11 protein-coding genes and 2 tRNA genes are annotated in these 15035 nt (G+C 42.5%); 1 reads left to right on the top strand and 12 read right to left on the bottom strand.

The genetic code is table 11. The annotated features are described in order from the left end of the window. The first annotated feature begins 91 nt into the window (after nucleotides 1-91). Nucleotides 92-1357, top strand: coding sequence for an McrC family protein (locus Q0081_RS11315; RefSeq protein WP_298352927.1), 1266 nt, complete (start codon nucleotides 92-94; stop codon nucleotides 1355-1357). Nucleotides 1358-1412: 55 nt separating this feature from the next. On the opposite strand, the gene lpdA is transcribed toward Q0081_RS11315, so the two are convergent. The 12 genes from lpdA to Q0081_RS11255 all read right to left on the bottom strand — a co-directional run bounded on the left by lpdA (nucleotide 1413) and on the right by Q0081_RS11255 (nucleotide 14963). Next, nucleotides 1413-2816 (bottom strand): dihydrolipoyl dehydrogenase, encoded by a 1404-nt coding sequence (lpdA, locus tag Q0081_RS11310; protein ID WP_298352925.1) that lies wholly within the window; start codon nucleotides 2814-2816, stop codon nucleotides 1413-1415. A 261-nt stretch (nucleotides 2817-3077) separates the two neighbouring features. Further along, complete coding sequence (locus Q0081_RS11305) at nucleotides 3078-3290, bottom strand: type II toxin-antitoxin system HicB family antitoxin (protein WP_298352923.1); 213 nt, start codon at nucleotides 3288-3290, stop codon at nucleotides 3078-3080. Next, nucleotides 3290-3547, bottom strand: a complete 258-nt coding sequence (locus tag Q0081_RS11300; protein WP_298352921.1) for a type II toxin-antitoxin system HicA family toxin — start codon at nucleotides 3545-3547, stop codon at nucleotides 3290-3292. The genes Q0081_RS11305 and Q0081_RS11300 overlap by 1 nt, the downstream gene beginning before the upstream one ends. Before the next feature lie 62 nt (nucleotides 3548-3609). Continuing rightward, nucleotides 3610-5205, bottom strand: a complete 1596-nt coding sequence (gene odhB, locus Q0081_RS11295; RefSeq protein ID WP_298352918.1) for a 2-oxoglutarate dehydrogenase complex dihydrolipoyllysine-residue succinyltransferase — start codon at nucleotides 5203-5205, stop codon at nucleotides 3610-3612. Nucleotides 5206-5304: 99 nt separating this feature from the next. Beyond that, nucleotides 5305-8076: a 2-oxoglutarate dehydrogenase E1 component gene (locus Q0081_RS11290; RefSeq protein ID WP_298352915.1), complete on the bottom strand. Its 2772-nt coding sequence runs from the start codon at nucleotides 8074-8076 to the stop codon at nucleotides 5305-5307. A gap of 84 nt (nucleotides 8077-8160) precedes the next feature. Further along, the gene (locus Q0081_RS11285; RefSeq protein WP_298352913.1) at nucleotides 8161-9111 is read right to left on the bottom strand and encodes a PorP/SprF family type IX secretion system membrane protein; all 951 of its coding nucleotides are present in this window, start codon (nucleotides 9109-9111) and stop codon (nucleotides 8161-8163) included. A 357-nt stretch (nucleotides 9112-9468) separates the two neighbouring features. Then, nucleotides 9469-9554 (bottom strand) — tRNA-Leu (locus Q0081_RS11280). A gap of 51 nt (nucleotides 9555-9605) precedes the next feature. Beyond that, nucleotides 9606-9678, bottom strand: a tRNA-Gly gene (locus Q0081_RS11275). 140 nt (nucleotides 9679-9818) lie between these two features. Continuing rightward, nucleotides 9819-10667 carry a UbiA family prenyltransferase gene (locus tag Q0081_RS11270; protein WP_298352910.1) on the bottom strand — a complete coding sequence of 283 codons (849 nt, stop codon included), beginning with the start codon at nucleotides 10665-10667 and terminating at the stop codon, nucleotides 9819-9821. A gap of 30 nt (nucleotides 10668-10697) precedes the next feature. Continuing rightward, complete coding sequence (locus Q0081_RS11265) at nucleotides 10698-11405, bottom strand: DUF6089 family protein (protein ID WP_310586493.1); 708 nt, start codon at nucleotides 11403-11405, stop codon at nucleotides 10698-10700. 159 nt (nucleotides 11406-11564) lie between these two features. After that, complete coding sequence (locus Q0081_RS11260) at nucleotides 11565-13385, bottom strand: DUF6089 family protein (RefSeq protein WP_298352905.1); 1821 nt, start codon at nucleotides 13383-13385, stop codon at nucleotides 11565-11567. Between the two features lie 129 nt (nucleotides 13386-13514). Further along, entirely contained in the window at nucleotides 13515-14963 is a 1449-nt protein-coding gene (locus tag Q0081_RS11255) for a M17 family metallopeptidase (protein WP_298352903.1), read from the bottom strand. Nucleotides 14964-15035 lie beyond the last annotated feature (72 nt).

The following is a 15035-nucleotide window of genomic DNA, read 5'->3' as shown; positions in this document are numbered from 1 at the left end:
GCGGTGCAAAGGTAATTGATTTTTACTAATTTAGCAATAGCGTTTGTATCTAAAAACCTCATAGTACGCAATTCCTAAAGAAAGCACCCGTATGCCTCAACATTTTATTATTTCAGAGTATGGTTCTATCAGACGAGGGAGCGATTACCCTCTTTCTGAACGGGTTAACACATTATCGGACATTTTTGTTTCCGAATCTACGTTTGCGTTTTTGAAACAACTTACGTTTAAGGCAAATGCCGATTCCGTCCTAAGTTTTACGATTCAAAAAAGCCGGGAATGTATTCGGATAAAAAAACAAGTTGGTTTACTGGAAACTTCTGACGGTACTCAAATCGAAATTTTACCAAAAGTAGTTCGCAACGACAATCCGGTCCAAGCCAGAATGTGTCTGTTGAAAATGCTGCGCTACGTTCCTGATTTACCCTTTCATACACTCACACAGGCTCATTTACACCACGCTAATTTGCCGCTTTGGGAAGTTTTCATATCGGCTTTTATTGCTGAAATGGAAAAATTGACAAGACAGGGAATTCAGAAATCGTACATAACCATAGAAGATAACCAACCTTTTTTACGCGGGAAGTGGCTTCTTAATCGTCAAAATCACGCACACCCCGAAACTTTGTACGTAGCCCATGATGAATTTTCGGCAGCTATTTTACCCAATCAACTCTTAAAAACGTGTCTTTTATTCTTAGTAAAACGAAGCAGACATTTGCCCAATCAAACAAGATTGCGGCAGTTGCGATTTGCATGGGATGAAGTAACTGTTTCGGAGAATATAGATGCTGATTTTGAAAAGAGTAAAGGATTGATGAGGAATTTCAAGCGCTATGAAAAGGCGCTTCAATGGGCTAAAGTATTGCTCCAACAACAATCTTGGGCTACCTCAGGGAAGGAGGCTAATGACTCCTTACTGTTCCCGACAGAACGGCTTTTTGAAAACTACGTGGCTAAAGGATTTAAAGCCTATTTGACGGATTTTGACGTAGTTTATCAAGACACTTTACATTATCTGATAGACGATCACGCAGGTAAAAAGCAATTTAATTTACGCCCTGATTTGGTGCTGAGAAAAGGGAATCGAACGATAGTGCTGGATATGAAATGGAAGTGGATTGAGCCAAACGCTCCAAAGCAAAGTATTGAGCAGGCTGATTTATACCAACTGTATGCTTATGGCCAAAAATACAACGCTGATGCTCTTTTCCTAATCTATCCTGCGCATGAATCATTTCAAACTCCGCTCCCACCTTTCCGTTATGACGAACAGCTAACGCTTACGGCAATTCCGTTCAATATCACAAATTCTTTAGCCAATGAGATGGCGAAGATAAAAACCTTTTTAGAGTAAACCCTCGGTAAATGACACATTTGAAATATCATTTACCGAGGCTACTAATTTTACTTTATGCATTCAAAGCACGGTTGCCTGTGGCAGCCAAACACGCTTCTTTGAAAGCTTCAGTATAGGTAGGATGCGCGTGCGACATACGACTCACGTCTTCTGCCGATGCACGATATTCCATTGCTACCACAGCTTCTGCTATCATATCAGCAGCGCGTGGGCCAATAATATGCGCTCCCAAAATCTCATCGGTTTCTTTATCCGCCAACACTTTTACGGTACCGTCAATGTCCATACTGGCACGGGCGCGTCCAAGCGCTTTAAAAAGGAATGAGCCTGATTTATAAGCAATTCCTTTGGCTTTGAGCTCGTCTTCGGTATAACCTACTCCCGCTACTTCCGGCCATGTATAGACCACGTTAGGAATCAACAGATAATTAATATGCGGTTTTTGTCCAACGATTGTTTCCGCTACAAACACACCTTCTTCTTCCGCCTTATGAGCCAGCATAGCGCCCCGAATCACGTCACCGATCGCGTAGATGTTAGGAACCTTCGTTTGCAGCGTATGCTCATCTATTTCAATTTTACCGCGTGAATCAGCGGCTAAACCTGCATTTTCAAGGGCTAGTCCATCGGTATAAGGGCGGCGTCCAACACTCATAAGGCAATAATCACCTGTAAAAGTTACGATTTCACCTTTTGGGTTTTCAGCAGTAATAACTACTTCATCGCCCGTGTTCTCAACCGTTTTTACCTTGTGACTAAAATAGAAATCAGCACCTAATTTCTTTACAGTACGCAGCAGTTCTTTACCCATGGTGGCGTCCATGGTTGGAATCATGGCAGGAGCGTATTCAATAAAAGTTACTTTCGCACCAATTCTGGCATAGACTGAGCCCAACTCGGCTCCAATCACTCCCGCTCCGATTACAATAAGATGTTTCGGAATTTCCTGAAGAGTCAACGCTTCGGTTGAAGTGATAATGCGTTTTTTATCAATGACTACCCCCGGTAACGATGAAGGTTTAGACCCGGTGGCAATGACAATGTTCTTACCCGCAATCATTTCAATATCTCCACTTTCCTTTGTGATTTTCACAGTATTTTTATCCACAAAAGAGCCCATCCCTTGATAAACATCAATCTTGTTTTTCTTCATCAGGAACTCAACCCCTTTGCATACTTGGTTCACAACTTCAGCCTTACGAGCTATCATCTGCGCAAAATCAACCTGAAGATTTTCGAGTTTGATGCCATGTTCGGCAAAAGAGTGAGAAGCGTTGTAATAATGCTCGGAAGAATCAAGCAATGCCTTGGAAGGAATACAGCCTACATTGAGACACGTACCTCCGAGGGTTTTATATTTTTCGATAATAGCCGTTTTCAAGCCCAATTGCGCACAACGAATAGCGCAAATGTAGCCGCCAGGCCCTGAACCGATTACGATGACGTCGTATTGCATGGTGAGTTATAAATTTAATAGAGATTTCAACTATAAAATTGAATATGAATATTATTAATCATTTTGATTTGGGCCTCTTAAAAACGGCCTATAGACCTGAGGTCTCAGAGTGGCTTGTTAACCAACCTTTGGTTTCTATTGAAATCATAGACACTAACTCCCAACCCTTCTCTCCGTATTCGTCTAATTTTTCCTGAAACTGTTCTAACTCCTCTAAACTAACGTACACTTGTAAATATTCCCATTGCATAGATAAAAGTTTTAAGCAAAAATCAACCTGCCTTTTGGCACAGGAATAGTCCACCCTTCTTCCTGAGCGATTTTGAGCCATTCAGAAGCTACCTGATTAACATTTTTTAACGCATCTTCATAGCTCGTTCCATGAGCTATACACCCCTTTAATTCAGGAATTTCGGCTAAGAATGCCTCATCCTCCTGACTCCAATAAATAATTATTTCGTATTTTGAAGCCATTATTGAGTCGTTATTTTATTACTGACAATAAAATCTCTTACTTGTTTGACTTGGTAAGGTTTTGCTTGGTTATTCTTGTCACGTTGCAAATTGATAATCCCTACAATTCCTTTTTTCTTAAATATATGATGACTCCCAGCAGTGGTTCTTTCTTCAAAATCCAAATGTAATAATACATTTCTAAGTTCGTCGAAAGTAAAGTTTTTGTCCGAAGTACCCGAAAGAAGTTTAAAAATCAATTTCTCAAATTTACCCATTCCTTATTTCAAAAAACAGCAAAGACGCCTTTTCAAGCGTCTTTGCACTAGCATTGATTTTATTAAACTTCTAACAACAACCGTGTCGGGTCTTCTAAAATTTGTTTTACACGAACCAAAAAGCTAACCGAATCCTTGCCGTCAATAATACGGTGGTCGTAACTGAGAGCTACGTACATAATGGGGCGAATCACTATTTCACCATTTACCACTACGGCACGTTCAACGATATTGTGCATTCCAAGAATAGCCGATTGGGGCGCATTGATAATGGGAGTAGAAAGCATCGAACCAAAAATACCGCCATTGGTAATGGTGAAGGTTCCTCCCGTCATTTGGTCAATGGTCAACTTATTATCACGTGCCAAACCTGCCAAACGAATAATTTCTTTTTCGATTTCAGAGAAAGTCATTTTCTCGGTATGACGCACTACCGGCACCACTAAGCCGCGTTCCGTTGAAACTGCAATGGCAATGTCAGCACTGTCATTATAAACAATTTCATCTCCATCAATGTACGCATTTACCACCGGGAAGTCTTTCAATGCCACGGCACAGGCCTTGGTGAAGAAAGACATAAAACCCAAACCTACACCATGCTTTTCTTTGAATTTGTCTTTGTATTTAGCTCTTAACTCCATGATTGGCTTCATGTCTACCTCATTAAAGGTAGTAAGCATAGCCGTCTCATTTTTCACTGCCACTAAACGACGGGCAATCGTCTTACGCAATGAAGTCATTTTTACCCTACGTTGTCCCACTTTTTCAGTAGCCGCCGGCTGACTGACAGGTGCAGCAGGAGGAGTAACAGGCATTGGCGTTGGCGGTGGAGTCGGTGCGGTAGGTTGCGCACTGCTTGCCGAAGCTTTATCTGCATCTTCTTTTGTTATTCTTCCACCTACTCCACTACCCGATACATTGGCCGCTTCGATTCCTTTTTCTGCCAAAATTTTTGCGGCGGCAGGAGAAGGATGTCCCGTAGCATAGTTTCCGGAACTTGCTGCCTGCTGCACAGTTGCCGTTTCTGCTGCGGGAGGTTGTGGTCCATTCACAGCCGTTGGCTGAGCAACAACGCCACCTACTTCGATACGGCAAATAACGGCACCGATAGGTAAAGTAGCGCCTGTTTCGGCTACAATTCGCAGGGTTCCGGCAGCTTCAGCAGGAAGTTCAAAGGTAGCTTTATCAGATTCCAATTCGCAAAGAACTTCGTCTAATTGAACGGTATCTCCGTCTTTTTTATTCCAATTGGCTATGGTAACTTCCGTTACAGATTCCCCCACTGTCGGCACCTTCATTTCTACAACCTTCGCAGCGGCTGCCGGAGCAGACGCAGGTACGGGAGCAGGAGACGGTGCCGCAGAAGCTGCAACCGGTGCGGGTGCAGCGACGGCTGCCGCAGGAGCAGCCACACCATTCGCAGAAGTTTCAACCGTACAAATCAATCCTCCAATGGGCAATACATCTCCTTCCTGAGCTTTAATATGCAGCATACCATCTGCTTCAGAAACCACTTCAAAAGAGGCTTTGTCTGAATCCAAACTGCATATTACTTCGTCGCGTTTGACGTTCTCACCGTCTTTTTTTACCCAAGAACCAATCGTCACTTCTGTGATGGACTCTCCTACGGTAGGTACTTTTATTTCGATCTGTGACATTTTCTGTTACCCGTTAATTGTTATCTGTTAATCGTTATTTGAAGTTTAATTGTTAAAGATCATATTCACAAATAACATTTTGAGTGATCAAATATAGTTTTATAGCTGAAAAGCCTGTTCAATGAGTTCGGTTTGTTCTTTGGCGTGAACTTTCATATATCCCGTAGCCGGTGAAGCACTGGCTTTGCGGGCAATTACTTTTCCTAAACCAATTTCGGGAAACTCACGCAAAATATACGACCAATATCCCATATTTTCCGGTTCTTCCTGAACCCATAGTACCTCGGCTTTTTTGTATTGAGCCAAATAAGCCTCCACTTGTTTCTTGGGGAATGGATGCAACTGTTCTACCCGAATGATGGCGACGTCCTTACGACTGTCCTTTTGTTGTTTATCCAATAAATCCCAATAGAGTTTACCGGTACACAACAACACGCGTTTTACCTTTTTGGGTTCAACATAGGTATCACCGATGGTTTCCTGAAAACGAGTCCCCTCAACAAAATCGCTCATCGGAGAAACCGCTACTGGGCTGCGAAGCATCGATTTAGGCGACATCAGAATACAAGGCTTACGGAAGGGCAATGCCAATTGCCGACGCATCATGTGAAATAAATTCGCCGGCGTCGTGATGTTGCAAATGTACATATTGTACTCTGCCGAAAGCATCAGAAAGCGCTCCGGACGGGCGCTTGAGTGCTCAGGGCCCTGTCCTTCGTACCCATGAGGCAAAAGCATTACCAAGCCGTTCATTGCATTCCATTTTGATTCAGTAGCAGCGATAAACTGGTCCACCATGATTTGAGCTCCGTTGACAAAGTCTCCAAATTGAGCTTCCCAAATGACCAAAGCATGAGGGTTAGCCATGGCATAGCCGTATTCAAAACCCATTACCCCGTATTCCGACAGTAACGAATTGTAGATTTCAAACTTGCCTTGCCTTTCACCTACATAAGACAAACTGTTGTGATTGGAGTTGGTTTCTGAATCGTGCAAAACGGCATGACGGTGCGAAAAAGTACCGCGTTGTACATCCTGCCCGGTCATCCGCACGGTTTTTCCTTCCGTAAGAATAGACCCATACGCCAAAAGCTCACCTGCCGACCAGTTGAAAGGCTTTTCGCCCGCAAAAATCTGCTTGCGTTCTTCAATCACTTTCTCGATTTGCTTCAATACTTTGAAACCTTCGGGCAACGAAGTAAGCGCATTTCCTATTTTTTCAATTACTTCCTTCGAAATTCCTGTTGCGGGAGATTCTTCAAAATCTTCGGGAACCGAACGACGCAATTCCGCCCAATCGCGTTCCAATTTAGGGCGTTCGTAAGGAAGTTGCTTTTGTTTTACTTTCTGTAATAAATCCTGCAATTCACCTTCCAGTTCAGCCCGCATTTGGTCCGCAATTTGCGCATCCAATTCTCCGCGCTCGGTCAACACTTTCAAATATAAATCCCGGCCGTTAAGCTGCTGAGAAATTTTGGTGTACATGGTAGGCTGCGTAAAACGCGGCTCATCCGATTCGTTATGGCCATATTTACGATAGCAAACCATATCCACAAACACATCACGGTTGAATTCCTGACGAAACTCAATAGCGACTTTCATCACAAAAGCCACCGCTTCCGGGTCATTGCCGTTGACGTGAAAAATGGGAGCGTCTACAATTTTGGCAATATCTGAGCAGTAAATGGAAGAGCGGTCGTCTTCGTGGTCAGTTGTAAACCCGATTTGATTATTAATGACAAAATGAAGCGTGCCTCCTGTGTAATAAGCAGGCAAGTTTGACATCTGCGTCACCTCATATACAATACCCTGCCCAGCTACGGCCGCATCGCCGTGAATCAAAATAGGCAGAACGGGGTCGTATTTATCCTGGCCCGCAATGTGACTGTAATGCTCATCGGCACGGCCACGGGCATAACCTACCACTGCAGGATTGACAGCCTCCAAATGAGAGGGGTTGGCCATTAATTTGAGGCTCACGCGTTTTCCTGTGGGAGTTTCGATTTGACTTTCGTACCCCATGTGGTATTTTACATCGCCATCGCTGAATTCGTCCAAAACGACGTTTTCTTCAAATTCATTGAATACCTGCTCATACGGCTTCTGAAGAATGTTAGTTAGTACGCTGAGACGACCTCTATGGGCCATCCCTATGACTACTTCCTCCACGCCCAGTTCTGCACCAAGATTGATGGCCACATCCAATGCAGGAATTGTAGCCTCTCCACCTTCCAATGAGAAACGTTTTTTACCTAAAAACTTAGTATGCAAAAAATTCTCGAACGTAACCGCTTCATTCAATTTTTCGAGAATACGTTTTTTCTGCTCGATGGTCGGGTTGAAATTGAGATATTCATTTTCAATTTTCTTCCGAAGCCAGCTTTTTGCTTTACGATCACGGATGTATTGGTATTCAAAACCAATCTTTCCTGTATAGACTTTTTGAAGCGCATTTACAATTTCCCGCAAAGTTGCGGCACGTCCAAACACCTCAATACCCGCTTCAAATACAGCATCTAAATCGGCATCTGAAAGGTTAAAATCTTTCAATTCCAACTCCGGGTACCGATTTTTACGCGGCCCGAGCGGATTGGTTTGTGAGGCCAAATGCCCCCGTTGGCGATAGCCTCTGATGAGGTGCACCACCTCCATTTCTTTGCGAGTATGGTTGGCTGAAACGGGCTTTTCTACCGTTGCAGAGCCATTTCCGTTTACTTTAGGTTTATTCTCTCCGTATTTAATTGAAAATTCAAAACCTTCAAAAAATCGTTGCCAACTCAAGTCCACTGAGTCAGGTTGTTGTTGGAATTTTTGGTACAGCTCCTCTATGTACGCTGCTTCCGAATTCGCTATATATGAGTATTTTTCCATTTAAAAACCACTTAGTTTCAATCGGGCAAAGTTAGCTTATGAATTTGTAATAAGTTGCAAAAATCGTATAGTTTTAGCAAAAATCTACTCGGAACGGGGATTGGGCTGAAGTGTAAAAACAATTTCGTGAATCCCTTTACCTACCCCGGAAATAGAAGATGTCTGTCCATTAAAATCTTCCACTCGGCGCGAATTGTAGGTATATCCAATGCGAATGTTCTTAGAAAAGTCGTACGCAAGCAATCCTTGCCAGTACGTAGTTGTACCAAATCGAATTGATGCCCCCACCATAAAACGGGTTTTATAATTAAGAAGAGCATTTACATCCATCCTTATTTTACTGTTTTCGGGTTTGGTCAATAATATAGATGGTGTCAATTTGATATCTTCTGTCAACTCTTTTTTTAGACCTATCTGCACAAATATAGGTCGTTGGTAGTTGAGCAAACCGCTGGTGTTATTGTATTCGTATTGTTGTTTAAGTACTTCCGGCATAGATACCCCTCCAAAAAACGTCTCATCCTGGTAATAAATTCCCACTCCAGCGCTGGCAAGGGCTTTATTGATACTTCCTCCCGTACTGATAATGTTGCGGGAAGGTAAAACGTTGATTCCCCCTAACGCTCCTATCGAAATTTTTTGGTAGTCAGAAATTTTGAAAATATAGCTAATGCTTCCAAAAACGGCGGTATTGAAAGAAACCCGATCATTCAACCCCTGTAGTCCTAAACCCACTTTCCCATTTCCAACGCTGCCGTCCATGGCAAACGATTGGGTAATGGGCAAACTTTGAACGCCTGGAATCACCTGACGGCGAAGTATCGCATTGAAATGAAAATTTTCACGAACACCGGTTACCGCCGGATTGATAGATAACGGATTAACCAGATATTGCGAATACTGAACCTCGCGTTGTGCCTGAAGATTGTAAGAAGCAGAAAGAAGGCAAAATGTGAGCAATATTGATGTTAAAATTTGTAGTTTGAAGTTTACAGAGGGTAAAAAGAAGGTGAGTTGTTGTATTGTTTTTTTCATGAGGATGCTTTGGTTGATTCTTACTCAACGCAAAAGAAAGCATGAATCTTGCCAAACACAACAAAAAAAGGCAGAAGTTCTTACGTACGATAGGTAAGTAACGTTCCAAAAAAAGCTGAATTTGATTAAATGCACAAACTTAAAAAAATCCAACGTCCTCCACAAATTTTGGCTTTGATCCGAGATAATCTACTAAAGCAAGGTAACTTTCCAAAATAAGCCGAATTTGATTAAAGGCACAAACCTAAAAAAACCCAACGCACTCCACAACTTTTGGTCTTGATCCAACAAAGGCAAATAAAAAAGCCTAAATCGCTCTTTTACAACGTTTTAGGCTTCTCTTTTTTGTACTTTAGGTACCGGGGACGGGAATCGAACCCGTACGAGCGTTTCGGCTCACAGGATTTTAAGTCCTGCGTGTCTACCAGTTCCACCACCCCGGCGGGTGGTATATTCTTTTCGACAAAAAAAGCACCGTTTTCGGCGGTGCTTTGAGCGAAAGACGGGGTTCGAACCCGCGACCTCGACCTTGGCAAGGTCGCGCTCTACCAGCTGAGCTACTTTCGCATTTATGTATCTATGCCTAACTTTTGGGCTGACCAAGTGTTATTTGGTGGTGCAAAAGTAGTCCCTTTAGCTATATGACGCAAGTATGTGGCCGAAAAAAATTCATATTTTTTTAACAAAAGAGTCCAACCATTTGAAAATCAATGTTTCAAAAAACATAATGCACCAAAAAAAATAGTTAAACAAACCCCAGCTAATAGGTTTAGCCACATCGTATTTTTAAAGTTTGCTTTGGATTCGTCTTTCCAAACTTGCAACATCCACCATCCAAAAAAGCCGAGTAGAGGCGACAGCAAAATTATCACGAAAGTAAAGCCAAAATAGACTAAAAAACCCACTCCCGAGAGTCCTAACCAGAAAACCGCATTGAGAAAGGTACCACGAATTCCTAATAATCGACTCATGGTCATATCCCCGCGACGAGCGTCTTCTTCATGCTGATATACTTGTGTTAGGGGATAAATCGCCAATAAATTTGAGGTACAGATGAACGCCGGCAAAAGAATATCAAAATCAGTTAATTGGCTCATTTGAAAATCAGCAGTTATTGATTGATAAACTGCTAAATAGGTAAGCGTTCCCTGGAAAAGTGTAACGACAAACCAGCTTATTACGGGGTATTTTTTGAGCCGTATCGCAGGGTGACTGTATGCTTTGGAAATCAGACCGTATACTAATAGGAAGATGACAAAAAATTCACCAACAAACATCCAACCCAAAATCAGTGCCAATACATCAATAACCCAAGCAGTATAAAGCAGTTCTTTTGTCACAGGAGGAGGGTTTTCCAGCAAACCAATGCTGCCTTCATCTTTGTCATAGTAACTGTTGTAGGCATTGCTGGCAGGAAAAAGCATAAAGTGCAAAATAAAAAATACCCACCCTGCTTTTGCAGCATCCACAGCAGGTGATTGACTCAATGCAAACAAATAAATTGGTAGAAGAAAAAAAGAAAAAGGAATTCGAAGATGGAGAAGAATATTTTTCATAAAAGTCGAGAATAAGAAAGTTAAAAGTACTCATTCCTGTATTATATCGCATTTCATTGGGTTGCGTTTTTTTAACCCAAACGGTTGCCTGCGAAAACGATAGGCTACAGTTACGCCCCAAAATTGATACCGGTCAGATTTCTCAGGGTTGGCTGCAAAGCTGATTCCGTCCAAATAATCGGAGAATGTCAACCGAAAACCTGCCTCTACGGTAAACGTCCATTGGTAGTGAGGTCTATACTTAAAACCGGCCCCAAAAGGGATAGTTCCATGCACAGAACTGAACTTAGCATTTCGGTCAATTTCTGCCCCTTTCACAAACTCAGGTTTCTCAACGAGCATATTTTTCAAATCAGGCTGTGGATTAGTAATAGCAACTCCTACTCCTGCAAATAAAAAAGGTGAAAAGGAAGGCTTGAAAAAATGGGATGTTCGAGGTTGTATCAACGGCCATATATGCCATTCAGTTTGTAATGTCAGTTCATTTATGGGTGAAACAGTGGAAAAATTTCGAAAAGCACGGTCAGGATAATGACTGTCACGTCCAGACAATTTTCCATGCAAAAACGAGGCTCTTAAGGCAATATAATCCGAAAGATTATACCGAGCCAAAAATCCAAATGCTGCTTTGGGTTCTTTTGAAGCCCAATCGGACTTATTTAAGTCACCTAAATAGCCTGCTCCACCCAAAAAACTACCGACTTCCAAACGGTCCTGTCCTTTGGCTAAAAGGGGCATCAAGAGCAGACTAAGAAAATACTTCAAAAATTGCCGCATAATGAAGTGAGATTTCCAATCTGTAACGCAAAAATCAGACCGCCGATGCGGTCGAACAGGACATATTCCATTCGATCGCATCGGCGGTCCGATTTTTGTAATGTGATTTATTAGTCAAGTTTACTGACGAAACGCTTCCACTTCCACCCGTCGGTTACGCTGACGACCTTCTTCGGTTTGGTTATCAGCAGCAGGAACGCCTTCTCCAAGACCTATCAAAGCCATTCGAGTTGCACTTACTCCTTTGGATTGCAGGTAATCAAAACAAGCTTTCGACCGCTTTTCTGAAAGTTTACGGTTGTAATCATCAGGTCCTACATTGTCAGCATGACCCGATATGCGAATTTTATAACTGGGGTTTTTAGCCATTAAATCTGCAATATTGTCCAACGTAGCTTTATAGACCGATTGAATAACAGCGCTATTGGTTTCAAACAAAATAGGGTCAACACGCACATCCATTATTTTTTGCGACTCGTCAATTTTAACCCCTTGTTTTTTAGCGGCTATTGCTTCAAGGCGCGCTTTCTGCTCTGCCGCTTTAATGATTGCCTTCAATGTTTTAGCATCAGGGCAACCTTCAAATTCAGGTTTACCGGCTATATCAGGACAACGATCTTTGGCATCCTCCACACTGTCTGAGTCAGTATCTGGACACCCTGCAAACATGGCTACCCCTGCCACTGTTGGACAGGCATCGTCTTTATCAGCAATGCCATCATTATCTCCGTCGGGACAACCCTTCAGCTCAATTTTGCCCGCTATAGTTGGGCACTCATCATCTTTATCAGGTAAACCATCACCGTCAGTATCAGGACAACCACTAAATTGCGGAAGACCGGCTACATCCGGACAGGCATCGTCTTTGTCAGCGATACCGTCTTTATCACGATCAGGACAGCCTTTTAATAAAGCTGAACCGGCAACATCAGGACAGGCATCATCTTTGTCGGCAATACCATCTTTATCGCGGTCAGGACAGCCTTGCAAAGAAATAGGTCCTGCTTCATCAGGACAGGCATCATCTTTATCACGAATACCATCACCGTCAGCATCCGGGCACCCTTTCAGTGAAGCAAGTCCAAAAGTATCGGGACAATCATCATCTTTGTCAGCCACGCCGTCGTTATCTTTGTCGGGGCAACCATTCATTTTTACAGAACCGGGCTCCTTAGGACAGGCATCTTTTTCGTCAGGAATACCGTCGCGATCCGTATCTTTTTTATCAAAACGATACGCAATAGAAAGTGTAGACAGTTTATAGCGGTCTTCACGACCCGGATTTGCAGCTTGGCTTACACCATCCAAATAATCAGAAAATGCCAATCGAAAACCCGCTTCCACTCCCAATACCCAATGCTCAGCAAGGTCATAGCGTACACCTACTCCAAATGGAATCACGAAATTAGATTTAGAATAACTCGCTGCCTGATCTGCAATTGCACCTTGTCTATAAGCAGCAGAAGTAGAAGCTGTACCTGTGAAATCAGGCTTAGGATTCGTAAAACCTAAACCTGCACCTGTAAATAAATAAGGGGATAGTTTACGCTTAAAACGTACTTGAAAAGAAGTAGAATCGTATCGAAAGCGGTTCTTTCCCAAAAAATCGTATTCAACAATCGCCGATAAGTCAGTAAGAGGAGAGCTGGTTTTAAATCCCCGTACTTTTCGGTCATCAAAATTGGCATCACTTCCCGACAGTTTACCAAATGTTAATGCACCTCGCAAAGCCCAGCTTCTATTGAAATGATAACGACCAAACACACCGCCGCTTAATTTGGGGTCTTTGGAAAAGAAATCCGATTTGTTGAGGTCACCTAAGTAACCCGACAGACCAAGTCCGCCACCAACTTCCCAACGTTGATGCACTTGCTGGGAATAGGCCGCATTAAACCCAAATAGCAGCGAAACGACACAAACACAGCGTAATAGTATCTTCATAGTAGTTTTTGCAAATTAAAAGATTTGTAATTATGAATTTGGACGTATTGAAAAGTGACTCACTTTTGAGACCAAACTATTTTACGCCTAAAACTAACAGAACGCTACTGAAATACCAAATACTAACTATCAAACTTGACGTCGTAACCAATGAGTCAGAAGACGAACTCCGTAAGCCGTTGCAGACTTCATAGTTCCAAATTCCGAATCACCAAAAGCCGTTCCCGCAATGTCTAAATGCGCCCAGTTAGCGTGTTCATCCACAAACACTTCCAAAAATTTAGCCGCAACAATGGCACCGGCGATTGGTTTTCCATGAAAGTTCTTAACATCTGCTACGTCCGATTTCAGTTCGTCTTTGTAATCATCCCACAGCGGAAGCCGCCATAGCTTTTCGCCCGTTTGTACTCCACTTTCGTAAAGACTTTGGGCAAGTGATTCGTTATTCGTAAATAACCCAGCGGCGGCATACCCTAAAGTAGCTACACAACTCCCCGTCAGCGTAGCCAAATCTACGATACAATCCAATTCATAGTTTTGTCTCGCATAACTCAGTCCATCCGCCAAAATCAGTCGCCCTTCGGCATCTGTATCAATTACTTCGATGCTTTTACCCGAATAACTTCCAATGACATCGCCGGGTTTGATGGAAAGGCCATCTATACTATTTTCAGTAGTGGGAATTATTCCAATTAAATGAACAGGTAATTGAAGTTTGGCTGCCAATTCAATGGTTCCCAACACTGCTGCCGCTCCTCCCATGTCGGACTTCATGTAGTGCATGTTGGTGGATTGTTTGAGCGAAATCCCTCCTGTATCAAAAGTTACTCCTTTCCCAACTAAGCCTATTTTTTGCGTGGCCTGTGGATGAGTATATTCCATAACTATAAAACAGGGAGGATTTTTGCTTCCTTTACTCACTGCCACAAGTGCCTTTAATCCTATTTTTTCACACTTTTTTTCGTCGAAAATAGCGACTGAGTAGCCGTATTTTTGCCCCGACTCCACTGCCCAATCGGCCAATGCTAACGGATTCTTTTTGTTGGAAGGTGCATTCATCAAATCCATGACACGAATTTGTGTCAAAGCGGTCATCTCGCCGATTCGTGCCGATTCTATGATGGATTCAATGCCTGATTCCGCTGTTTCCAATTGAATTTTAGGAGTACGTTCAAAGAAATTGAACTCCGCACTTTTATCTGTTTTGTATAACCCCAAATCATAACTACCTACTATACAACCATTCGCGATTGCTTCCACCCATTGAAATTCAATGCCGCCTTTTATTAAACTGAGACCGATAGTATCGGGCAGGGTTTTCTTTTGTTTGTAAAAAAATGACCGCAAAATTTTAACAAAATCAGCCTCTTTAGGAGATTTACCCAAACCGATTAAAAACACTTTTCGAGAACCCTCGTACAAAACATGAACCTGTTTTGCTTCGGCTTTAAAATCCTCTGTCAACAAATCGGCGTTTGAAAATGAGGCCAAACGTGCTTTCAGAGTATCGTCTTGGCGAAAAAGATATATAACGGCTTGAGCCGTTTCTGTCAATTGAGAAACTACTTCTAAAATCATTCTAATTAGGAATTCCGTTGTTTTATTAACTTCTTGAAGAGAAAGGAAATTAGAATTAAGAGGTAAGACACG

Source organism: Runella sp. (assembly GCF_027484545.1).
GTDB lineage: Bacteria > Bacteroidota > Bacteroidia > Cytophagales > Spirosomataceae > Runella.
This window is presented reverse-complemented; position numbering and strand designations above follow the sequence as displayed.